The sequence below is a fragment of the Exiguobacterium sp. TNDT2 genome (genome assembly GCF_003331145.1).
GTDB lineage: Bacteria > Bacillota > Bacilli > Exiguobacteriales > Exiguobacteriaceae > Exiguobacterium.
Genome location: NZ_QLVE01000017.1, coordinates 15,140 through 33,891, shown reverse-complemented (window position 1 = coordinate 33,891; position 18,752 = coordinate 15,140). Strand labels below are relative to the sequence as shown.

The following is an 18,752-nucleotide window of genomic DNA, read 5'->3' as shown; positions in this document are numbered from 1 at the left end:
GTTCTTTTTTGTTTATTTTTGTTTACATTCAAACTATATATCAGGGATTATTTTTTTGTCAAGCGCTTTCATTGACTGTTAATACATTATTCACACATTGTATCACCCTATTATTTTGTTTGACATTTATCGTTTCAGGTGATAAATTCTAGGAAAAGGAACAAAATCAAACATTTTAGAACAAATTGAGAAGGGAGTGACAGTGTGCTTAAAGAGCAACGCCTAGAAGCCATATTAAATTTAATTAATACTCATGGAATGGTACGCGTTTCAGAAATCACTGAATTATTAAATGTAACAGAAATGACTGTTCGACGAGATTTACAGCTGCTTGAGGATCAAGGTCAAGTTGAGAGAATTCATGGCGGAGCAAAGGCTGTCAATGGATTTTCGGATAAAGAGCTGTCTCATATTGAGAAGCAAGGCATCAATATAGAAGAAAAACAACAAATCGCTAGAACGATTGCCTCCTTAGTCGAAGAAAATGACACAATTTTTCTCGGTCCAGGTACAACGATTGAGTATGTGTATGACTTCTTGACGGTATTTCCTGCAAGAATCGTGACCAATTCCATTCATGTTTTCAACCGTTTTAATAAAAACGAAGGTTATGATCTTATTTTAATTGGTGGAAGCTATCGAGCTCGAACTGGAGCCTTTGTCGGAAGCTTTGCGAATAATACATTAAAAAAGATTAATGTAAAAAAAGCCTTTATAGGCTCAAATGGCGTCCATGGGAATGAAGTTTACACATCTAATGAAGAGGAAGGAATTACACAGAGCATTATTTTAGATAATGCCCACGAAAAATACATTGTTGCTGATCATAGCAAAATCTGGGGACAGGACTTTTTTAGCTTCTATCATTTGGATGGGGTAACTGCTTTAATAACCGATGATCAAATTCCCGAAGAAAAGAAGCTTAAGCTAGAAGAGTTTGTAAAAGTAATTTATTAAATATGAGGTGAATGGACATGAACATATTATTAGGATCAGATAAAGCTGGGTTAGAGTTGAAAAATCATATAAAAACTTTCTTAGAAGAAAAAAACATCGATGTAATAGATAAAACACCAAATGGAGCCGTTGACTTTGTAGATTCAACTGTTTTAGTCGCAAATGAAGTAAAAAAAGGCAGCGATTCAATTGCTATTCTGATCGATTCCTATGGAGCGGGTTCTTTTATGGCAGCAACCAAAATAAAAGGCATCGTTTGTGCGGAAGTCTCTGATGAACGATCAGCAAGAATGACAAGGGACCATAATAACACTTCTATTATTACGATGGGGGCCGAAGTTGTAGGTAAAGGCTTGGCTGAAAGTATTGTGATGGCCTTTATTAACTCAAAGTACTCAGGGGGACGCCATCAAATCCGAGTAGATATGTTAAACAAAATGATGTAAATCGTATAAACCATTTAGAGGGATTACATTAAAAGAATGAGGGAGAGTATAAGATGATTATTTCATTAGGTTGTGACCATATTGTAACAGATGTAAAAATGGCAGTTTCTGACCATTTAAAATCTAAAGGACATACGGTTCTTGATATGGGGACGTATGATTTTACAAGAACACATTATCCTATCTATGGGAAAAAGGTGGCAGAAGCGGTTACGACCGGAGAAGCTGATTTAGGTGTAGTGATTTGCGGTACAGGTGTAGGAATTACAAATTCAGCCGCTAAAGTACTAGGAGCAAGAGCAGCATTGGTAAGAGACGTTGCCACGGCCAAATATGCTAAAGAAAAACTAAATGCAAATGTCATTGGCGTTGGAGGCAAAATTACTGGAGAACATTTAATCCTAGAGATTGTCGATCACTTTATCGAAGCAAAATATGATGAAACAGAGGAAAACAACCAATTAGTGGAAAAAATTATGTCCCTTGAACCAGAAAATGATCATCAAACAGGAGACATTCACTTTTTTGACGAGTTCCTAGAAAAATGGGATGGGGGCGAATATCACGATTGATGATAAGCAATGAAATGAAAGGCTTTGTTAAACATCCTTGTTGATGCTGCAATTGCCTTCGGGGCATACGTTCAGCCATTTTTTAGGCAGAAAAATGCTGATCACATGGACCAAAGGCAATTTATCAACATTCATCATAAACAGAGCTAAAAAAGAAAAAACACGAGAAAGAGGCAGTGAAATGATTTTATCAGTCACAATGAATCCCTCAGTTGATATTTCCTACCCTCTTAAACAATTTAAATTAAATGAGATTAATAGAATAGAACATGTGAGTAAAACCGCAGGCGGAAAGGGATTAAATGTTACACGGGTTATTTCACAATTAGAAGAAGATGTTCTGGCTACTGGTGTTATTGGCGGCACCCTTGGTGATTTTATCAACCAAGAATTAAAAAAAGCTGGTATTAAAAATGACTTTTTAAAGACTGAAAAAGAATCACGAAATTGTATTGCCATTCTTCACGAAGGAATGCAAACAGAGATCCTCGAATCGGGTCCAACCCTATCCCTAAAAGAAGGCAAAGCATTTTTAGATAAATTTGAAGGTCTATTATCAAAGACCTCATTTGTTACGATTTCAGGAAGTCTGCCAAAAGGGTTACCCGATGATTTCTACCATCAAATGCTAGTCATCAGTCATAAAAAAGACGTTCCTGTGATACTTGACTCCTCGGGAGAATCCTTAAAACAAGTACTTCTTCATAAGGAAAAGCCCTTTGCCATTAAACCAAACCATACTGAATTGTCTCAGCTTATTGGGAAAGAGATCAATAATGATAGAAATCTCTTAAAAGAAGTATTATCGCATGAATTATTTAACGATATTGAATGCGTGATGGTTTCAATGGGAAGTAAAGGTGCTTTGGTTAAATATAAGGATCGATTCTATAACGCAATTATACCAAAAATTAATGTGGTAAATCCAGTAGGATCAGGTGATGCGACAGTTGCGGGGTTAGCTGTTTCTTTAAATAGAGGGGAACCCATTGAAACCGCCATCAAAACCTCGATGACGGCAGGGATGCTGAACACAATAGAAGCTGGGACCGGAAGCGTTAATCTGAACCACTTTATGCACTATTTTAATTTAGTTGAGATAAACGAAATCTACTAAAAAGGGAGACTACTACTATGCTATCATTAAAAAAGAATAAATTAGAAGCATTGAAACGATTATCAAATGAAAACGGAGTAATCGGGGCACTTGCGATTGACCAACGTGGATCTCTTAAGAAAATGATTGCTAATGCAAGTGATCAGGAGATTGGAGATGAAGGAATCATTACGTATAAAAAAATGGTATCGGAGGAACTGACACCTTTTGCTTCATCGATCTTACTTGATCCTGAATATGGCTTACCCGCTTCGAAAATAAGACATCAAGATGCCGGACTCATCATGGCTTATGAAAAAACAGGCTATGATGCATCAGAGCCAGGACGCCTGCCTGATTTATTGGAGGAATGGTCTGTTAAACGGCTAAAAGACATTGGTGCCGATGCTATTAAATTTTTACTCTACTATGATGTAGATGAAGAAGAAAAAATTAATGAGTATAAACATGTATATATGGAGCGAATTGGTTCAGAATGTGAGGCTGAAGAAATCCCCTTCTTCTTAGAAATTGTGACTTATGATGTCAATAACGATGATGTAAAAGGAAAAGAATATGCCAAGGTGAAACCTCATAAAGTGATTGATGCAATGAAGGAATTCTCAAAACCACAATACAAAGTGGACGTCCTGAAAGTCGAGGTTCCTGTTAATATGAAATTCGTAGAAGGATATGGAGATGAAGTTATCCATTCTAGGGAAGAAGCGCTTCAATTATTTAAAGAACAAAGTGATGCTACGACGTTACCATTCATCTTTTTAAGTGCGGGTGTTTCAGCGCAGTTATTCCAAGATACATTAACATTTGCAAAAGAGGCGGGATCTACCTTTAATGGTGTATTATGCGGACGAGCAACCTGGAAGAATGGTGTTAATGTTTTCGGTGAAAAAGGTGAACAAGATGGCCGAGAATGGCTAAGATCAGAAGGCAGACAAAACATCGAAGAACTTAATGCCGTTTTAAAAGAAACAGCAAGTCCATGGTTTGATAAAGTAGAAAATATTTAATTAAAAACTCATTGAGTAAAGCAGAGTATATGATATTACTCTGCTTTTACCATTTTTCAATATGGCTAAAAGAAGTATCTAGACATAATTATATAAGGAGCATTCCTGTTAGAAGGATTTTCGAGGACTTGAACAAAAAAGAGCCCTCTTAGTATGAATGAACTGAACCCTGAATGATAGACACTTGATAAAAAGTGCGCATTCAGGGCTCAGTTCAAAGTAGCGCGCTACTCCTTTTCGTTTACCCAATCGACCAACTGTTTTGCTTCAACTAGAGTCATGTTGTACGTCTCGCGTAAATACCGAATCGCTGGAATGATGCCATCCGTGTCTATTTTTTCTTTCAACGTTGCAACCAATTCATCATCCTGCACAAGCGGATTAGTCTGAAGTTGTTTTCGTTTCAATGCACTCATATCCTTTGTTTGTTGCGCAATGATATTGAGCAAGAAGGCGTTCAAAAACAACGAAGCAGTCAACATGATCGTGGTCCAATCCATTCAACCACTCCTTTCGATTTACGGGCGAGTCTCCATCTTCTCTTCAATTTGATCGAGTCGTTCTACTAACACGTTGAATTGCTCTTGTTGACGAGCGGCTACTTGACGCTCAAGCTCAAGCCGTTCATCAGCACGCTGTTCATAACGGTTCATAAATTTCATGATCATCACGATGACGGTGATGGCTAAAATAATCGGCAAGAATGTCACCAATAAGCCGAATAACGAGACGAATGCTATGTTCATTCTGTCTTCCTCCCCTTTATGTAATCTACGGATTCTGCTTTTTAATCGATATAAGAAACAAAAAAACGTATCCTTTCTAATCGAATACGTTTCAACATACTATTTGGTTTCATCAATCGGAACGTATCCCGGTTTTGTGCGTCTCCGTCTGACATCCGATTCGAAGTAATACATCGGCGTAAACAATCCTGCCGAGAGATAAATCATAAAAACGGTTTCCAGTAAGAGCGACACTTGGAGGCCATATCCGATGATGAGGACATGGACGGGGACAAAGAACAGCATGAATGCATAAGACATTGTATTTTCTGTTTTGATAAATCGATGTAACCCTCGCATCACCCAGATGTAAGGAAATAAGATGTAATAGAAGAAACGCTTCACCTCGTAACGCCCTTTCTTGAGCGGTGCGCCCAAATTATGTACATTCGTCTTTTTCAGTATAATAGGAACACCACCTACAAAGAAGGAGCTTTTTCATGAATCCATCAATTGCGATTATCGGAGCGGGCGTGAGCGGCTTGTATGCTGCTTTGCTCCTCATCGAGAAAGGCTATGACGTCACCGTGTTTGAGGCGCGTGATCGCATCGGGGGACGGGTGTTGAGCCATGACGGGTTCGACCTTGGCCCAACCTGGTATTGGCCAGAGACGGAGACGACGATCACGCAACTGATCGAACGACTCGGTCTCCCGACGTTCTCTCAATATACGGCAGGTGATTTAATGCTCGAGCGGCAGTTCGGTGTCATCGAGCGCCATACGCTCCCGCCAGGACATACCGTCCCATCGATGCGACTCTTGGGTGGAATGACGACACTGACGACGGCACTCGCTGCAACTTTGCCCGCCGGCACGATTCAACTCGAGTCGACCGTCACCTCGATTCAACAGACTGAAGACGCGGTCTCCATCGAACTCGAAACAGGATCGCCCCAAACGTTCAATCACGTCATCCCAGCCATCCCGCCACGACTCGTCTCACGCATTTCATTTCAACCGGAACTGTCTGAAACGACGAAGGCGAAGCTGGCAGACACTCCGACCTGGATGGCCGGGCAGGCGAAAGTACTCGTCGTCTACGACCGTCCATTTTGGCGAGACAATGGTCTATCTGGTCAAGGAATGAGCTGGGCCGGGGTGTTGCAGGAGATTCATGACGCCTCGCGACCGGGCGGACTTGCCGCGTTATTCGGCTTCTTTCGGTTGTCTGCTGCCGAACGCTCGGTACTCGACCGAGACGAATTGAATCGTCGCGTCATCGATCAACTCGTGCGACTGTTCGGGGAAGAAGCGCGCCAACCGCGTGACGTGTTATACGTCGATTGGTCGAGTGACCGGCATACGGCCACTGTTCAAGATGGGGTGCCGTTGACCGACTTCCCTGTCTATCAGCCGATTGCGCTCGATTCAGTATGGGAAGGAAGGCTCTCACTCGCTGGGACGGAGACGGACTCCTTGTTCGGCGGCCATATCGAAGGCGCGCTCCGTTCAGCGGAACGTGTCGTCGAGCAACTCTAACCAAAAATGCGTATCCTCCCAAGCCAGGGACGATACGCATTTTTCATTTGAATTTTTTGATCATCAGCGCCAGCGAACGATTGATCATCGTCATCTCGTCATCTTCGAGCACGGAAAACATTTCTTCGGCGAGCCGTTCTTCGATGGCATCGATTTGTTTCGAATATTCCATACCGATTGGGCCGAGACGGATGAAGCTCTCGCGCAAGTTGTCCGGGTTCTTCTCTTTTTGGACGAACTCACGTTGTTCGAGCACTTTGAGCACTTGGCTGACCGCACTTTTCGAGATATTCATCTTTGTGGCAATCTCGGTCGTCGTCCATGTGTCTTGTCGTTTGAACAGGAGTAACATCTGTTCTTGCTGGTAACTGAGTTCGAATTCGTTCAACTCGGTAAAATATTTGGTGAACAACAAGTCGAGCTCGTCAATTTGACGGTACATCTCGATGACTTGCTGTTTGCGTGTGTCATTCAATCGTCGTTCTCCTTTCATCGCGTGTCACGGAACGTCTGGCTCCGCACGTATAACACGATACTGCATACTAATCCGATTATACCAAACGAGATGAGTAACGTTTGAATCGGCACGGCCAGGGCGACCAAAATCGACAGGACGGCGAACGCGATCGGTTCTAGTCCGGATGCGGCGAGCGCCATGATGCTCATGACGCGTCCAATCTTGTCGTGGTCGCTATGTTCTTGCATGAGCGTGACTGTCGGCAAATAGACGAGCATCAACATGAATCCGCTCGCGGCCGCAGCCAAGGCGAGGAGTGTGATGGACTGCGCCTGCGTATAGAGGAAGAAGGCCCCAATCGTCAAAAATAGGACGCGGAAGACGAAGCGTCCACGATGGACCGAGCGGAACAACAGGACGAGAAAACTTGCGGCGAACGTCCCGACAGCAAGCCCACCTTCAATCAGACTCAAGTCAAATGCGTTGCCGCCGCGTTCACCGACGAGAATCGGGATGCTCATGATGAGCGGTCCCATGACGAACAAGTTGACGATGGCAATCGATAGCGTCCCGCTCCGTAAAATCGGCGTGCTCGAGACGTAACGGATGCCTTCTTTCAAGTCGAGGATGACATGACCGAGTGACATGGCACGGGCGAGCGGGATGGAGTCACGAATCAAGCGCGGCATAATCAAGACAGCGGCGATGAAAATCAAGACGGCCGCCGTCCCAAAGCTAAGACCGAAGCCGCCCCATGTGAGTAACGCTCCGGCGAGGAACGGACCGAACACGAACATGAGCTCGAGCGTCCCTTGGACGAGCGAGTTGGCACGTTGCAGCTCTTCTTGTTTGACGAGCGACGGGATCAAAGAAGACAACGCTGGATAGGACATGCCGTCCAGTAGACCGAACACGATGGAGATCATGATCAAGGCGGACACCGAATACGCGTCCGCGAGATGGAGCGCAACGACCGCGACCATGAGGAGACCTTGCCCGAGGTTCGTCAAAAATAAGAGCCGACTCTTTTGGAATCGGTCAGCGAACACGCCACCAAATATCATCATCACGACACGCGGCAACGAGACGGCGGTCATGATGATCCCGAGGAGGGCCGGTTGCTTCAGCACATCGATTGTGAGCCACGACACGCTCAAGAAGAAAATCGAGAAGCCAAGCGTGAGCGTCATGCCGGATAACCATGTGAACACGAATCGTGGATTTTGTAGCAAATTCATAAAGAAAACCTCAGTCTTTTTGCCTTTTAATATAGTTAAGTTAACTAAACTATAAGGTGAATTAACTTCCCCGTCAAGCGAGTAGGCTGTTGCAAAACAATTGTAAAAAAAACGGAACTTTTCTTCTGGTAGAATCGTATAGTGAGATAAGAGGTGGACGAGATGAATAAGCATCAGCGTTTAAAAGAAATGATTATAGGTAATCGAAAATCGCTTCTCGTCAGGCTCGGTTTTGCGATTCCGATTGGGGTATTGCTCTTTTTCTTTTTACAAACTGAGACACGATCACTCATGTACGGAAGTTTAATGACAGTGTCGCTGTTAGCATACGGTGTGATGATCATGCGGGAAAGTCGATTCATGAGCAGTTTCACAGACCACATTCGAGCGAAGCGGGTCATCCATATTCAATATGTGTTCGACTACATGATGGTTGTCTTCATATGTTTGTTTTTCCCGATGCTCATGAAGATAGAAACCATCAGCTGGATCCCATTTTTAGTCTTCTCCCTAACGGCTCTCGGCTTTTTATTCGTCGAGCGTCTGCTCGATGAGAAAGTAAAGTTGATTGATCCTGAGCAACCGACACGTCGCGACGTCAAACGGGAAAGCTTTTGAGGAGGGATTCGATGAACAAACAAGAACGCATCAACTTCATTTATAAAACAAATGTCAAGTCGGCCCTTTTCAAAGTCTCGTCAAGTTTCCGATGGTATTTTTCCTCGTCGAACGAGAGGGTGCCAAAACCATTATCACCCGTCGGAACTGATCTATATTTGCGCTGTTCGTCGTATTCATTTTATCGTTTGCGCTGACGCTTAACCTTGGTTGGATGTACGCCTGGATATTAGCTGTGGCAGTTGGAGTACTATACGGTGGCTACCGTTTGATTCGAAAACAAGACGAGCGATTGAGCGACATCGACCCGGAGCATCCGATGCTGCGTGAGATTCGACTCGACTACGTCAGAGACTGAGGAGGTACTCGATGAATAGGGAAGCCCGGACTGAAGCGTTGTTACAAATCAACACGACATATCGTCGTTTTATGATTGGAAGCAGTGTCGTCATCTTTGTGAGTGCGCTCTATTTCATGATGCAGACGACTTATTCTGGCGTGATTGCGGTGGTCAGTCTCATCCCGACGTTGTTTTTCGAATGGAAACAAACCGTCCTCTATCTTCGGTTTAATGATGACTGGACGTATCGCCGTCTCATTAAGCAACAGTTTTCTTTACTCGTTTTCACGTTCATCTTATTGTTCAGTCTGATCGCACTGTTTTTAACGGGACAGATCCATCCGGACGTGTTGATGTGGGCGGTGGTCATCGGGGCACCACCTTCAGTCTTGTTACCGCTGTGGATCGATCGAAAACTGCTCAAACTCGACCCGGAACACGTCACGTCGAACATGCTGGCTAAAGCCAATCGCGAGAAGTTAAAACGTCGTCTTGACGGAATCAATGATTAGAAAAGGAATGGAATCGTATGACGAAACAACAACGGATTGACGAAATGAACCGATACCGTGAGCAAAAAAAGCGGCGGCGAGACATGATGTTCGCCCCTGTCCCTGGATTATTGTTTGTCACGTTGCTCGCGGATCACGTTTGGTGGGTCGGCTTAGGGTTGATGGGTTTGTTCGCCAGCGGTTCAATCATGTATTTGCTGAAAGAAGGAGAGGCGTTCGCTCGTCTATCGGATGAAAACGGCGCACGAGTGGCGACGCGGAATGTCTACCGGATTTTAAGCGGATGGTACGTCTTCATCGTCGGTAGTGTGGCGAGTTATAAACTGGTGGCCCCATGGTGGACGTGGGTGTTCGTCCTGGGGACTACCGTCATGTTGTTGCTTCTGTATAAACGCTTCAATAAGACTGTCCAAAGCGCAGATGCAGCCCAACCGGTCCGCTCTGAATTGGCGACGGCGAGTGGATTGCTATGAACGTGTTGACGAAACAAGAACGCATCGAGCGATTACTCGCGCATGAAGATGCGACGTGGCACTGGCGCTACTGGGGCCTTTTCTTCAGCCTGGTCGCTGTCGCATTCATCTCGTATCAGACATCGATTTACTTACCGCTCATCCTATTTGCTGTGTATTTGCCACAATTGTGTGTCGCATGGTGCAAGACGAAAGTGTTGCTGACATTTAACCCAAATCCTCGCTATCAGCGCTGGATTTACAGTGATTTCATCGTCGAATGGTTCATTTTTTTGCTGTTTATCTGTCTGCTCGCTGCCCATCACACCGACCTTCTCACGGTTTGGCCACTCCTGGCCATGTTGGGGACTGGGACGATTGGCGGGTTACTGTTTTCATACATGGTCAACCGAATCGTTCTGACATTTGATCAACATCACGTCACGAATCGGATGTTCGACGAAGCGAAAACTGAGCGCCGTACAAACCATAAGACGAGTTCCTGATAGTCGGAACTCGTCTTTTTCACATTTCAGGACATCGGTCCTTTATGCTAAAGTGTGTGAGGAGTAAGCTTAACACGTACACAGTATATAGAGAGAATCGAGGAAGAGACTATGTTAGCCATTGTGATTGGACTCGTCATCGGCATTTTGTTGCCGATACAGACGAGCGCGAACTCCCGGCTGCGTTCGATTCTCGGGTCACCGTTCGTCGCATCGTTTCTGTTGTTCGTCGTGGGGCTAACATTTTTATCAATTACGTTACTCCTCACCGGTCAGTCATTCGGTATCGACTCATCGCTTTTTCGTACCGAACCGCTCTGGATCTGGTCGGGCGGTTTATTTGGGGTCATCTTTTTAACGGGGAACATCCTCTTAATCCCGAGGCTCGGCAGTGTCCAGACCGTCATCATGCCCATCTTCGGACAGATTTTGATGGGACTCTTGATTGACCACTTCGGCTGGTTCAATTCAACCGTCAACGTCCTCACGCCGTGGCGTGTACTCGGGGCTTTGTTCGTCTTGCTCGGCGTCGTCGGCACTGTCGCGCTCACGGACTGGATCAATCGTCGCCGTGGCAAACTCGTCGCCTCGTCACAGACAGGAAGCGAAAATTTGAACGCTTGGCGCCTCGTCGGGATTGCGACCGGGATGATGAGCGCGACACAGACTGCCATCAACGGCTATGTGGGAACGGTGCTTGAATCAGCTTTGAAAGGAGCGCTCGTCTCGTTTGTCGTCGGAATCGTTCTGTTGTTGTTCATTTTAATCTTGATACGCCCGAGCGTCGAATGGCGCGGGCTACGCGGTCAGCCGTGGTGGATTTGGCTCGGCGGTATCATCGGGGCACTGTTCATCGGGGGGAACGTCTTAATCGTGCCGATGGTCGGCACTGGCATCGCCGTCGTAATCGTCATTGTCGGCTTGCTGTGCGGGAGTTTACTCATCGACCGCTTCGGTTGGTTTGGTGCCGCCAAGAACCCGGTCACTGGGATTCAACTCGTCAGTTTACTCGTCATGGTCATCGGGATCATGTTGATTCGTTTGTCATAAGGGAGGAAGACAACATGCGCGGAGTAGTGTTCGCCATCAGTGGCGGTTTCTTTTTGACGCTGCAGAGCGTTGCCAACGCTCGAATCAGTTCAAGTATCGGGACGTGGCAAGCTGCGACGTTGACGCAATTAACGGGCTTTCTTGTCGCGCTCGTGATTATGCTCGTCGTCCGCGACCGAACATACGTCCACATGCGTCGCGTCGAGCCGCTCTATTTGTCAGGCGGTGCGTTCGCCACGTTCATCTTGTTCAGCAATATGACGGCCGTGCATGAGCTCGGCGTTACCCTCACCATCTCATTGTTCTTGATTGCCCAGCTTGCCCTCGCGCTCGTCATCGACTGGCGCGGTTGGTTCGGGATGTTGCGCCGGGACTTGAACCGGACGCAACTGCTCGGGGTCGTGATGATGATTGTCGGGATTCTCGTATTGAAAGGATGACGTACGATGGAACAGATTGACCGTTACATGAAGCAATATGGACTAAATGAGGTGCTCCCTTTAGCCGTCCGTCCCCATCTCAAACTCGTCCGTTACGCACCGGGAGAGGCGATTTGTATCCAAGGCGCTGAGGCCGAGCAGCTCCACTTTCTAGTCAGTGGAAAGATTCGGGTGGCCCACACGTCGGCGGCCGGGAAACGGCTCGTCTTGTCGTTCAAACATCCGCTCGACTTGATTGGCGACATCGAATACGTTCGCCGCACGCCGTTCTTGAACACGGTCGAGGCGGTCACGCCGGTCGAGGTGCTCGTCGTTCGTTTCGAAGATGTCGCGCGTCACGCCCAAGACGACGTGACGTGGCTGCATTATCTGCTTGAAGGAATCACGAAGAAGTTCGAGATGAAGTCGCAGTCGATGAGTTTCAACTTGTTCTATCCGGTCGATGTGCGACTCGCGAGCTATCTATTGTCGATGACACCGGAAGAGACGACGCTCGGGTCGACCGTCGATGAGTTGACCGACATCGCCGACTTGATTGGGACGAGCTATCGCCACGTCAACCGGACGCTCAAGCGGTTCGTGGAACAAGGATTGATTGAACGGGATCGTCGGTCGATTGCTATCATGGATCGCGCCGGGTTGATTGCTGTTGCTGGGGAGAGTATTTATGAATGAGGAGGACACGTCATGGCACTAGGAATGATGCTCGCGGTCATGGGCGGAATGCTCGTCTGTGTGCAGAATACGTTTAACGCCAAAGTGAAAGAACGGGTCGGGGCGTGGGCGACGACGACGCTCGTGCTCGCCCTCGGTTTCTTGGCGTCATTGCTCGTCGGATTGATCAGTGAGGGAGCGGGTCTGTTCGCCGTCACGGGGATGGAGACGTGGTATTGGTTCAGCGGCATCATCGGAGTCGGTGTCGTCATGAGTGTGACGCAAGGCGTCCAACAGCTCGGACCGAGCCATGCCATCTCGATCGTCATGGTGTCACAAATTCTATTCGCGCTCCTCTGGGATACGCTCGGCTGGTTCGGGCTCGAAGCCATCCCGTTCACGTGGAAGACAGCGCTTGGCATCGTGTTGATTGTCGGCGGGGTGCTGTTGTTCCAGTTGAGTGGGAAAAAAGAGACGGTCCACCAAAAAGCAAAGCAAGTCGTCTAAAACGATTTCCGACAAGTTGAACAAGTCTGCCCGTGTTCCTGCCGTTTGACGACGGTTTGGCAATGTGGGCATTTTGTCGTGATCGAGGCGCGTGGTTGGACGGGTGAACGGTCTCCGAACGATGACGGGTAGATGGTATAGGAGCGGGTCACAATGAAGCCGACGATGCCGAGTAGGATGGCTAAAATAAGAATATCCATCGAAATACCTCCTAATTATTGGTATGCTATTCGTATATACGGTGAACGGTCCGAATTGGTTTCAAGGAGGAACAGATTATGGTGACACGAGAAGAACGAATCGAGCAGTTATATATGCTTCCCAAAAAAGGTGCATTTAACTTGTTGTGGGCCGCCGCGGCAGGGTTAGGACTGGGGTGGTGGATCTATACCAATGCATCATTGCCAATGCTTGCGATGCTCGTCTTTTTGATGATGACGGCTGTCCCGCTCAGTCGCGTAGCGTGGCAGAAGACGCGTGTATCCGTGACGTTCAATGAAAATCGATCCTACCAACGATTGATCCGGGCGAAAGGCGTCATCGCGATTGCGATGTTATGGGGTATGCTTGGTCTGATGTTTGGGTATGTATCAGGATACTTCGCATTGCCGGTATTCAGTGGACTGTCAGCGATGTTGATTGCAGGCATGTTGGTGGTTGAGACATGGCTCGATACCCGCTTGCTTCGGATCGATCACGAGCATGTCACGGATAGCTTGATTGGCTTTACGAAACGGGAACGGATGAAACGGAAATGGGAGAAGGAATGATGGTCGAGCATAAAGATCGCTTGCTTCAATTGATGCGGTTTGAACAAGTCTCGATTCGTTTATTTGGTCTACTGGTCGCCATCATCATCTTGATCTCGTTTTATCTCCATAGTCGTTACACTTTAACGAACATGCAAGTGTTCGCAGCCTTTTTAATCATTTACGCATCACTGATTTTATGGGGCTGGTTGCGGATGAAGCTATTGCTCCGCTTTAGTTCGGATGAGCTGTATCGCCGATATGTTCGAATCAACTTTTTATTCATCTTCATGACGGTCATCGGGCTCGCTATATTTATTTGGGGTACAGTCATTCAAAACTTTCAACACGTCACGTATTCACTGCTTGGTACGCTAATCGTCTTGCCTTGTCTTTATTTTGAATGGTGGGTGAATGAGCGACTCAAAAAGATTGACCCAGAGCATGTGACGAATCAAGACATTCGCCAATACAGACGATTGAAGGAAGCAGGGGAACAATGATCATTTGGAATGACATACCGGACGATCCGAATCGGTTGCCCGCATTAACGGACGACGTATTAACTGAAGTGGAAGGGCGCCTCGGGGTGAAACTGCCGGACGATTATCTCGAGGCACTTCGTATCCAAAACGGGGGATATGTCGAACAGCGCGACTTACCGATTACATGGAATGGGCAAGATGACATCGCCCTCGTCGATTCGATTGCTGGAGTTGGTTTAAATAAAGGGTTGATTGAATCCAAGGCGTTATTAAAAGAGTGGGGTGTCGAGGATGAACGATTGATTGCGTTCGCTGGTGATGGACATTTCTTCCTCGTGTTCGATTACCGAGAGGGGTCAGAGCCAAACATTGCTTACATCGATACGGACACCGAACAAATCGATATCTTATTCGATACGTTTAGTCAATTTAGCGAAGCGCTCACGACGGTCGATATGGAAGTGGATGCAGAAATTTTCCCAGAACCGATCACTGAAATGAAACAAGGGGAGGCGCTCCTGAACGATGCGCGACGCCTCCTCTATAGCGATCATCTAGAAGACAAAAGGATTGGTGCGGTTCTTTGGTCCAATAGCTTGGATTTACTTGAAGCGGAGGAACTCGTTCGTGAGCTGTTGACCTGGATGGATGACGAGACGTTGCGAGAGACGGCGACAAGCGTCATTCAAGAAATCATCATTCGACGGAAGCCTTTAGATCAACAACTGTTCGAAGCATTTTTTGAGACGCTCCACAGGCAAGACGACGCCTATAGTAAACAACGCTACGAAGAGACGATGTACATTCTCGATAACGATATTCGAGTCGAGTGAAACGATTTGCCGTTTCTTTTCGTAAAAGAAGGTAACGAGATTTGATTAGGGGGATTGGATGGTTGACCATAACATAAGACTTGAACGCATGATGGAGAACGATCGAAAGCGACAAAAACAAATGCTGTACCCGACGATAGGAATCATCGCACTGTTCATCATCTATTTTTGGGCGACGGACGTCCTCTTACTGTTGCCGATCATCTTGGTTGGACAGCTGCCCGTGCTGTATAAAGGGTGGCACCGGATGAAGTTGCTGCTCACCTTCAACGACGACGCTCGCTACCAACAGAAAGTACGGTCCGAGTTCGGCTTGGCCGTCGGGAACATTGTGTTTCTCGTGCTGTTGATCGCGAGCTCGATGCTCGGATGGATCACGCTACTCACGCTCGTCATCGTCGTTATCGTCGGTCTGATCACGTTCCTAGCGCTTGGGATTCGCATCGACCGTGAGTTGAAAACGATTGACCCGGAGCACGTGACCGCGACGGAACTCGGCAAGGCGCAACTCGAGCACGAAAAACGAAAGTCATCATGATGGGAGTACCTAACTATGGTTAATAAACATGAACGGCTGAAACAAATGGTCGAGAACGACCGAAAGGTGAACCGGACGGCGCTCTTGCTCACGTTCGCAATTTTAGGGATCGCCTTTTACTTCATCTTTACGCAAGACATCACCCTCGCGACATTCGCCATCATCATCATGGCGACGCAATTGCCGAGCCTCTATCGGGCGTGGCACCGCATGAGGTTGCTGCTCACATTCAATGACGACGCGCGCTATCAAAAGTTCGTGCGACTCGAGTTCGGCATCGTGCTCGCGAACGTCATCTTGCTTGGGGTCTTCATCGCCATCGCTTGGGCGATTGAAGGGTCACTCGTCATCTTCGCCATTATGCTGCTCGCCTTGTTTATCCCATTCATCTTCTTATCGGTATGGGTGAACCGGAAAATCGAGTTGATTGACCCGGAGCACGTGACGAATCATGAGCTGCGGACGGCGCATCGCGATGAAGCGAAACGTCAGCTCAAATAAGGAGGAAGACGATGGATCTACGAGTGTTTGACATGCTCTGGTCGCTTGGAACCTTTGCTGTCATGTTAGGCGGAATTATTGTTGTATTGAAATTGATTGTTGGAAAATCGAATACACGTAACTAAATAAGCATCTGACATGGCGTCAGATGCTTATTTTTAAGAAAACATGCCACCAAAATTCCGCAGATGACCATGCCAATCGTATAGAATTTGAAACGATGTCGTTCCCGAAACGAGTCGGTCATCGATTTGTGACTCCGTCACGCTTCGCAATCTTATCGCTCACTTGCTGACCACTCAACGTCACCATCGGCATGCCCCCGCCGGGATTGACCGTGCCGCCGACGAAGTAGAGGTTGTCGTACAGCTCGCTCTGTTTTTTGTGCTTGAAGCCGCCGTTCTGCTTCTTATCGGCGACGGTCCCATAAATCGCGCCCCGGTCCGAGCCGTACGTACGCTCGATGTCATGCGGCGTCCAAACATCGCGCGTCACCGTATGTTCGCGTAAGCCGTCCAAGCCCATCCGCTCGAGCTTATCGAGGACTCGCTCTTCGAATGCGGCGTACTGTTCAGGAGTGAACGGCTCGTCTTGGATGTACGGGATGTGCGGTAAGATTTTAATGTTCTCGTGCCCGGGCGGTGCCTGGGTCGGGTCGGTCTTATTGACGTTCACCAAGTAAATCGTCGGGTCGTCCGGCAACTCGTGCTGCTCGAAGATTTTGTCCATCTGTTCATGCAAGTTCTCCGAGAAGAAGAAGTTGTGGTGGCCGAGGGCCGGGTACTCTTTGTTCACCCCGAGGTGGAGCACGAAGCCGGAACTGGCCGGCTCATATTTTTCAACGAGCTTGTCGACGAACTGTTCATCCGCATCGACCATCTTTTGATAGAACGGGATGACTTCCATGTTGGAGACGAAATAGTCGGCCGAACGGAGCCGTCCGTCCTCGAGTTCAATGGCCGTCAGTTGACCGTTCAACGTATGCGCCCGAACGACGCCTTGACCGGTATGGAGCTTCACACCAATTTCTTCAGCGAGTTTCGTCAATCCTTCCGCGAGTTTATGCGTGCCGCCTTCGACGTACCAGCAGCCTTGCGCGTGCTGCATGTAAATCATCATGTTGAGGACGGCCGGCGCGCTATACGGGGATGAGCCGACATATTTCACGTAATACGACAGCATTGTCCGCAAATGCGGGTTGCTGATTCGTTTGGCAATCCCGTCGTACATCGTCGACGTCAAATCGAAGCCGAACAACGTCGAGAAAAGACCGTTCTTGGCGACCGCTTCGCGCGGCGATTCGAACCCTTCTTTCAAGTATGCCTTCTCCGTCGTGTTGTAAATCCGCTCGGCATATTTTAACAGCTCGCGATACTCATGCATATCTTTTCGTGACAGCGTCGGGTTAGCGCGCTCCATCACGTCCAAGTCATGGTAGAGATCGAGCACCGTGCCGTCCGGGAAGAACGAGCGCCACTCGAGATCGAGCCGTTTAATCGGTACGTAGTCTTCCATCTGCTTGCCGCTACCCGCGAACAGTTTCTCGAAAATCTGCGGCATCGTTAAAATCGAGGGACCGAGATCGAAGCCGAACCCATCCTGTTCGAGCCGGTTCACTTTCCCGCCGATGTGGTCGTTCTTTTCGTATAAGGAGACGTCGTATCCTTTTTGCGCGAGTGAGATGGCTGCTGATATCCCGCCGAGCCCTCCACCAATCACAATCACAGACTTGTTCACGTTTTGCATAGACGAGCCGCCCTTCTTTCGCCAGTTAATTTTTATGAACCAAAGACATTCTTCTCCGTATACATACCCATTTGAGAAGTATTTTATCCAAATATTAACGTACAGGAGGGAACGGTAAAAGTTTCAATGTGCACGGAGACCACCCGCGACGAGCGGCCCTTCGAACGTGATCGTATAGATGATGCGGGCAATGTCCTCGGCCGTGTCGGGACGGTCGCTATAGAGCCATTCGTAAATGACACCCATATGGGCCGATGAGATGTAAGACACTAAATAATCGGCCGGCACGAGCGCTTTCGTCGCGTCGAATAAGACCGTCGGGGAACGATGGAACAGCGCCGCATGCATGTACGACCGGAGCCGGGCTTGAAACTGAGGGTCGCCGTTCGGTCCAAGGAGCGGTTTCATCAAAATCTTATTGTCTTCGATGAAACGGATGAACGGGACGAGCAGCTCATGAGCGGCCGGTCCGCGCTGGTCACCGAAGACGCGCGGAATCTGTTTGACCAGTTTGCGTTCGGCCTCGTGAAAAATCACTTCAATTAACTTCTCCATCAAGTCGAATTTATCCACATAATGACTATAAAACGTCCCGCGATTGATGCCGGCCCGTTCGGTGATGGCTTTCACCGTGACGGACTCGAATCCATGCTCGTCAATCAAGTCTAAAAAAGCCGTCTTGATCAATTGTTTCGTTCGTATGATGCGCAAATCAACATGTCCCATCTGAAATCTTCTCCTTTATCCAACACATGATTGGA

28 protein-coding genes are annotated in these 18,752 nt (G+C 47.4%); 20 read left to right on the top strand and 8 right to left on the bottom strand.

Features of this window, described 5'->3' with window-relative positions:
• Nucleotides 1-204 precede the first annotated feature (204 nt).
• The 5 genes from DPV68_RS09760 (at nucleotide 205) to lacD (ending at nucleotide 4,099) form a co-directional block, all read left to right on the top strand.
• On the top strand, nucleotides 205-957 hold the full coding sequence (locus tag DPV68_RS09760) for a DeoR/GlpR family DNA-binding transcription regulator (RefSeq protein WP_114166642.1): 753 nt from the start codon (nucleotides 205-207) through the stop codon (nucleotides 955-957).
• A 17-nt stretch (nucleotides 958-974) separates the two neighbouring features.
• Entirely contained in the window at nucleotides 975-1,403 is a 429-nt protein-coding gene (lacA, locus tag DPV68_RS09755; protein ID WP_114166640.1) for a galactose-6-phosphate isomerase subunit LacA, read from the top strand.
• A 53-nt stretch (nucleotides 1,404-1,456) separates the two neighbouring features.
• A complete protein-coding gene (lacB, locus tag DPV68_RS09750; protein ID WP_114166638.1) occupies nucleotides 1,457-1,975 on the top strand; it encodes a galactose-6-phosphate isomerase subunit LacB in 519 nt (172 codons plus the stop codon).
• Between the two features lie 181 nt (nucleotides 1,976-2,156).
• Entirely contained in the window at nucleotides 2,157-3,092 is a 936-nt protein-coding gene (locus DPV68_RS09745) for a hexose kinase (RefSeq protein WP_114166636.1), read from the top strand.
• 17 nt (nucleotides 3,093-3,109) lie between these two features.
• Nucleotides 3,110-4,099, top strand: coding sequence for a tagatose-bisphosphate aldolase (gene lacD, locus DPV68_RS09740; protein WP_114166634.1), 990 nt, complete (start codon nucleotides 3,110-3,112; stop codon nucleotides 4,097-4,099).
• 227 nt (nucleotides 4,100-4,326) lie between these two features.
• On the opposite strand, the gene DPV68_RS09735 is transcribed toward lacD, so the two are convergent.
• The 3 genes from DPV68_RS09735 to DPV68_RS14850 form a co-directional block, all read right to left on the bottom strand.
• Entirely contained in the window at nucleotides 4,327-4,599 is a 273-nt protein-coding gene (locus tag DPV68_RS09735) for a hypothetical protein (protein WP_114166632.1), read from the bottom strand.
• Nucleotides 4,600-4,617: 18 nt separating this feature from the next.
• Nucleotides 4,618-4,845: a DUF1003 domain-containing protein gene (locus tag DPV68_RS09730; RefSeq protein ID WP_114166630.1), complete on the bottom strand. Its 228-nt coding sequence runs from the start codon at nucleotides 4,843-4,845 to the stop codon at nucleotides 4,618-4,620.
• A gap of 99 nt (nucleotides 4,846-4,944) precedes the next feature.
• On the bottom strand, nucleotides 4,945-5,145 hold the full coding sequence (locus tag DPV68_RS14850) for a hypothetical protein (RefSeq protein ID WP_157964162.1): 201 nt from the start codon (nucleotides 5,143-5,145) through the stop codon (nucleotides 4,945-4,947).
• A gap of 179 nt (nucleotides 5,146-5,324) precedes the next feature.
• Here DPV68_RS14850 and DPV68_RS09720 point away from each other — a divergent pair, with 179 nt between their 5' ends.
• Nucleotides 5,325-6,365: a flavin monoamine oxidase family protein gene (locus DPV68_RS09720; protein WP_114166627.1), complete on the top strand. Its 1,041-nt coding sequence runs from the start codon at nucleotides 5,325-5,327 to the stop codon at nucleotides 6,363-6,365.
• Nucleotides 6,366-6,408: 43 nt separating this feature from the next.
• On the opposite strand, the gene DPV68_RS09715 is transcribed toward DPV68_RS09720, so the two are convergent.
• Both DPV68_RS09715 and DPV68_RS09710 read right to left on the bottom strand, forming a co-directional pair.
• Complete coding sequence (locus DPV68_RS09715) at nucleotides 6,409-6,840, bottom strand: MarR family winged helix-turn-helix transcriptional regulator (RefSeq protein WP_232819589.1); 432 nt, start codon at nucleotides 6,838-6,840, stop codon at nucleotides 6,409-6,411.
• 14 nt (nucleotides 6,841-6,854) lie between these two features.
• The gene (locus tag DPV68_RS09710) at nucleotides 6,855-8,060 is read right to left on the bottom strand and encodes an MFS transporter (RefSeq protein ID WP_114166625.1); all 1,206 of its coding nucleotides are present in this window, start codon (nucleotides 8,058-8,060) and stop codon (nucleotides 6,855-6,857) included.
• A 162-nt stretch (nucleotides 8,061-8,222) separates the two neighbouring features.
• Between DPV68_RS09710 and DPV68_RS09705 the strand changes: the two genes are divergently transcribed.
• From DPV68_RS09705 to DPV68_RS09665, 9 genes are all read left to right on the top strand, one after another.
• The gene (locus tag DPV68_RS09705; protein ID WP_114166624.1) at nucleotides 8,223-8,678 is read left to right on the top strand and encodes a hypothetical protein; all 456 of its coding nucleotides are present in this window, start codon (nucleotides 8,223-8,225) and stop codon (nucleotides 8,676-8,678) included.
• A 235-nt stretch (nucleotides 8,679-8,913) separates the two neighbouring features.
• Entirely contained in the window at nucleotides 8,914-9,036 is a 123-nt protein-coding gene (locus DPV68_RS15145) for a hypothetical protein (protein WP_255418307.1), read from the top strand.
• Nucleotides 9,037-9,047: 11 nt separating this feature from the next.
• Nucleotides 9,048-9,530, top strand: a complete 483-nt coding sequence (locus tag DPV68_RS09695; RefSeq protein ID WP_114166621.1) for a hypothetical protein — start codon at nucleotides 9,048-9,050, stop codon at nucleotides 9,528-9,530.
• 17 nt (nucleotides 9,531-9,547) lie between these two features.
• Nucleotides 9,548-10,003 (top strand): hypothetical protein, encoded by a 456-nt coding sequence (locus DPV68_RS09690; RefSeq protein WP_114166619.1) that lies wholly within the window; start codon nucleotides 9,548-9,550, stop codon nucleotides 10,001-10,003.
• Complete coding sequence (locus DPV68_RS09685; protein WP_114166618.1) at nucleotides 10,000-10,488, top strand: hypothetical protein; 489 nt, start codon at nucleotides 10,000-10,002, stop codon at nucleotides 10,486-10,488. The genes DPV68_RS09690 and DPV68_RS09685 overlap by 4 nt, the downstream gene beginning before the upstream one ends.
• A 111-nt stretch (nucleotides 10,489-10,599) precedes the next feature.
• On the top strand, nucleotides 10,600-11,538 hold the full coding sequence (locus DPV68_RS09680; protein ID WP_114166617.1) for a DMT family transporter: 939 nt from the start codon (nucleotides 10,600-10,602) through the stop codon (nucleotides 11,536-11,538).
• Nucleotides 11,539-11,552: 14 nt separating this feature from the next.
• The gene (locus DPV68_RS09675) at nucleotides 11,553-11,978 is read left to right on the top strand and encodes a DMT family transporter (RefSeq protein WP_114166615.1); all 426 of its coding nucleotides are present in this window, start codon (nucleotides 11,553-11,555) and stop codon (nucleotides 11,976-11,978) included.
• Between the two features lie 6 nt (nucleotides 11,979-11,984).
• Entirely contained in the window at nucleotides 11,985-12,653 is a 669-nt protein-coding gene (locus DPV68_RS09670; protein WP_114166613.1) for a Crp/Fnr family transcriptional regulator, read from the top strand.
• Between the two features lie 12 nt (nucleotides 12,654-12,665).
• The gene (locus tag DPV68_RS09665) at nucleotides 12,666-13,139 is read left to right on the top strand and encodes a DMT family transporter (protein ID WP_114166611.1); all 474 of its coding nucleotides are present in this window, start codon (nucleotides 12,666-12,668) and stop codon (nucleotides 13,137-13,139) included.
• Here the strand turns inward: DPV68_RS09665 and DPV68_RS09660 are convergent.
• Nucleotides 13,136-13,339, bottom strand: a complete 204-nt coding sequence (locus DPV68_RS09660) for a hypothetical protein (protein WP_034781499.1) — start codon at nucleotides 13,337-13,339, stop codon at nucleotides 13,136-13,138. The genes DPV68_RS09665 and DPV68_RS09660 overlap by 4 nt on opposite strands.
• A gap of 78 nt (nucleotides 13,340-13,417) precedes the next feature.
• Here DPV68_RS09660 and DPV68_RS09655 point away from each other — a divergent pair, with 78 nt between their 5' ends.
• From DPV68_RS09655 to DPV68_RS09635, 5 genes are read left to right on the top strand one after another with little or no spacing between them, the layout of a single operon-like run.
• Nucleotides 13,418-13,909, top strand: a complete 492-nt coding sequence (locus DPV68_RS09655) for a hypothetical protein (RefSeq protein WP_114166610.1) — start codon at nucleotides 13,418-13,420, stop codon at nucleotides 13,907-13,909.
• Nucleotides 13,909-14,391, top strand: a complete 483-nt coding sequence (locus tag DPV68_RS09650; RefSeq protein WP_114166608.1) for a hypothetical protein — start codon at nucleotides 13,909-13,911, stop codon at nucleotides 14,389-14,391. The genes DPV68_RS09655 and DPV68_RS09650 overlap by 1 nt, the downstream gene beginning before the upstream one ends.
• Nucleotides 14,388-15,206, top strand: coding sequence for an SMI1/KNR4 family protein (locus DPV68_RS09645; RefSeq protein ID WP_114166606.1), 819 nt, complete (start codon nucleotides 14,388-14,390; stop codon nucleotides 15,204-15,206). Before DPV68_RS09650 ends, DPV68_RS09645 begins: the two co-directional genes overlap by 4 nt.
• A gap of 58 nt (nucleotides 15,207-15,264) precedes the next feature.
• Complete coding sequence (locus DPV68_RS09640; protein WP_114166604.1) at nucleotides 15,265-15,744, top strand: hypothetical protein; 480 nt, start codon at nucleotides 15,265-15,267, stop codon at nucleotides 15,742-15,744.
• Between the two features lie 15 nt (nucleotides 15,745-15,759).
• Complete coding sequence (locus tag DPV68_RS09635; RefSeq protein WP_114166602.1) at nucleotides 15,760-16,245, top strand: hypothetical protein; 486 nt, start codon at nucleotides 15,760-15,762, stop codon at nucleotides 16,243-16,245.
• A 243-nt stretch (nucleotides 16,246-16,488) separates the two neighbouring features.
• On the opposite strand, the gene DPV68_RS09630 is transcribed toward DPV68_RS09635, so the two are convergent.
• Nucleotides 16,489-17,991 (bottom strand): phytoene desaturase family protein, encoded by a 1,503-nt coding sequence (locus DPV68_RS09630; RefSeq protein WP_114166600.1) that lies wholly within the window; start codon nucleotides 17,989-17,991, stop codon nucleotides 16,489-16,491.
• A 123-nt stretch (nucleotides 17,992-18,114) separates the two neighbouring features.
• Nucleotides 18,115-18,717 (bottom strand): TetR/AcrR family transcriptional regulator, encoded by a 603-nt coding sequence (locus tag DPV68_RS09625; protein WP_114166598.1) that lies wholly within the window; start codon nucleotides 18,715-18,717, stop codon nucleotides 18,115-18,117.
• Nucleotides 18,718-18,752 lie beyond the last annotated feature (35 nt).

Coding starts and splice junctions, on each gene's coding strand:
- DPV68_RS09680 (WP_114166617.1), top strand. CDS start 10,600: ATGTTAGCCATTGTGATTGGACTCGTCATCGGCATTTTGTTGCCGATA.
- DPV68_RS09705 (WP_114166624.1), top strand. CDS start 8,223: ATGAATAAGCATCAGCGTTTAAAAGAAATGATTATAGGTAATCGAAAA.
- DPV68_RS09645 (WP_114166606.1), top strand. CDS start 14,388: ATGATCATTTGGAATGACATACCGGACGATCCGAATCGGTTGCCCGCA.
- DPV68_RS09695 (WP_114166621.1), top strand. CDS start 9,048: ATGAATAGGGAAGCCCGGACTGAAGCGTTGTTACAAATCAACACGACA.
- DPV68_RS09655 (WP_114166610.1), top strand. CDS start 13,418: ATGGTGACACGAGAAGAACGAATCGAGCAGTTATATATGCTTCCCAAA.
- DPV68_RS09690 (WP_114166619.1), top strand. CDS start 9,548: ATGACGAAACAACAACGGATTGACGAAATGAACCGATACCGTGAGCAA.
- DPV68_RS09625 (WP_114166598.1), bottom strand. CDS start 18,717: ATGGGACATGTTGATTTGCGCATCATACGAACGAAACAATTGATCAAG.
- DPV68_RS09650 (WP_114166608.1), top strand. CDS start 13,909: ATGGTCGAGCATAAAGATCGCTTGCTTCAATTGATGCGGTTTGAACAA.
- DPV68_RS09730 (WP_114166630.1), bottom strand. CDS start 4,845: ATGAACATAGCATTCGTCTCGTTATTCGGCTTATTGGTGACATTCTTG.
- DPV68_RS09710 (WP_114166625.1), bottom strand. CDS start 8,060: ATGAATTTGCTACAAAATCCACGATTCGTGTTCACATGGTTATCCGGC.
- lacD (WP_114166634.1), top strand. CDS start 3,110: ATGCTATCATTAAAAAAGAATAAATTAGAAGCATTGAAACGATTATCA.
- DPV68_RS14850 (WP_157964162.1), bottom strand. CDS start 5,145: ATGTCTTATGCATTCATGCTGTTCTTTGTCCCCGTCCATGTCCTCATC.
- DPV68_RS09630 (WP_114166600.1), bottom strand. CDS start 17,991: ATGCAAAACGTGAACAAGTCTGTGATTGTGATTGGTGGAGGGCTCGGC.
- DPV68_RS09635 (WP_114166602.1), top strand. CDS start 15,760: ATGGTTAATAAACATGAACGGCTGAAACAAATGGTCGAGAACGACCGA.
- DPV68_RS09665 (WP_114166611.1), top strand. CDS start 12,666: ATGGCACTAGGAATGATGCTCGCGGTCATGGGCGGAATGCTCGTCTGT.
- DPV68_RS09685 (WP_114166618.1), top strand. CDS start 10,000: ATGAACGTGTTGACGAAACAAGAACGCATCGAGCGATTACTCGCGCAT.
- DPV68_RS09735 (WP_114166632.1), bottom strand. CDS start 4,599: ATGGATTGGACCACGATCATGTTGACTGCTTCGTTGTTTTTGAACGCC.
- DPV68_RS09745 (WP_114166636.1), top strand. CDS start 2,157: ATGATTTTATCAGTCACAATGAATCCCTCAGTTGATATTTCCTACCCT.
- DPV68_RS09675 (WP_114166615.1), top strand. CDS start 11,553: ATGCGCGGAGTAGTGTTCGCCATCAGTGGCGGTTTCTTTTTGACGCTG.
- DPV68_RS09720 (WP_114166627.1), top strand. CDS start 5,325: ATGAATCCATCAATTGCGATTATCGGAGCGGGCGTGAGCGGCTTGTAT.
- lacB (WP_114166638.1), top strand. CDS start 1,457: ATGATTATTTCATTAGGTTGTGACCATATTGTAACAGATGTAAAAATG.
- DPV68_RS09670 (WP_114166613.1), top strand. CDS start 11,985: ATGGAACAGATTGACCGTTACATGAAGCAATATGGACTAAATGAGGTG.
- lacA (WP_114166640.1), top strand. CDS start 975: ATGAACATATTATTAGGATCAGATAAAGCTGGGTTAGAGTTGAAAAAT.
- DPV68_RS09640 (WP_114166604.1), top strand. CDS start 15,265: ATGGTTGACCATAACATAAGACTTGAACGCATGATGGAGAACGATCGA.
- DPV68_RS09660 (WP_034781499.1), bottom strand. CDS start 13,339: ATGGATATTCTTATTTTAGCCATCCTACTCGGCATCGTCGGCTTCATT.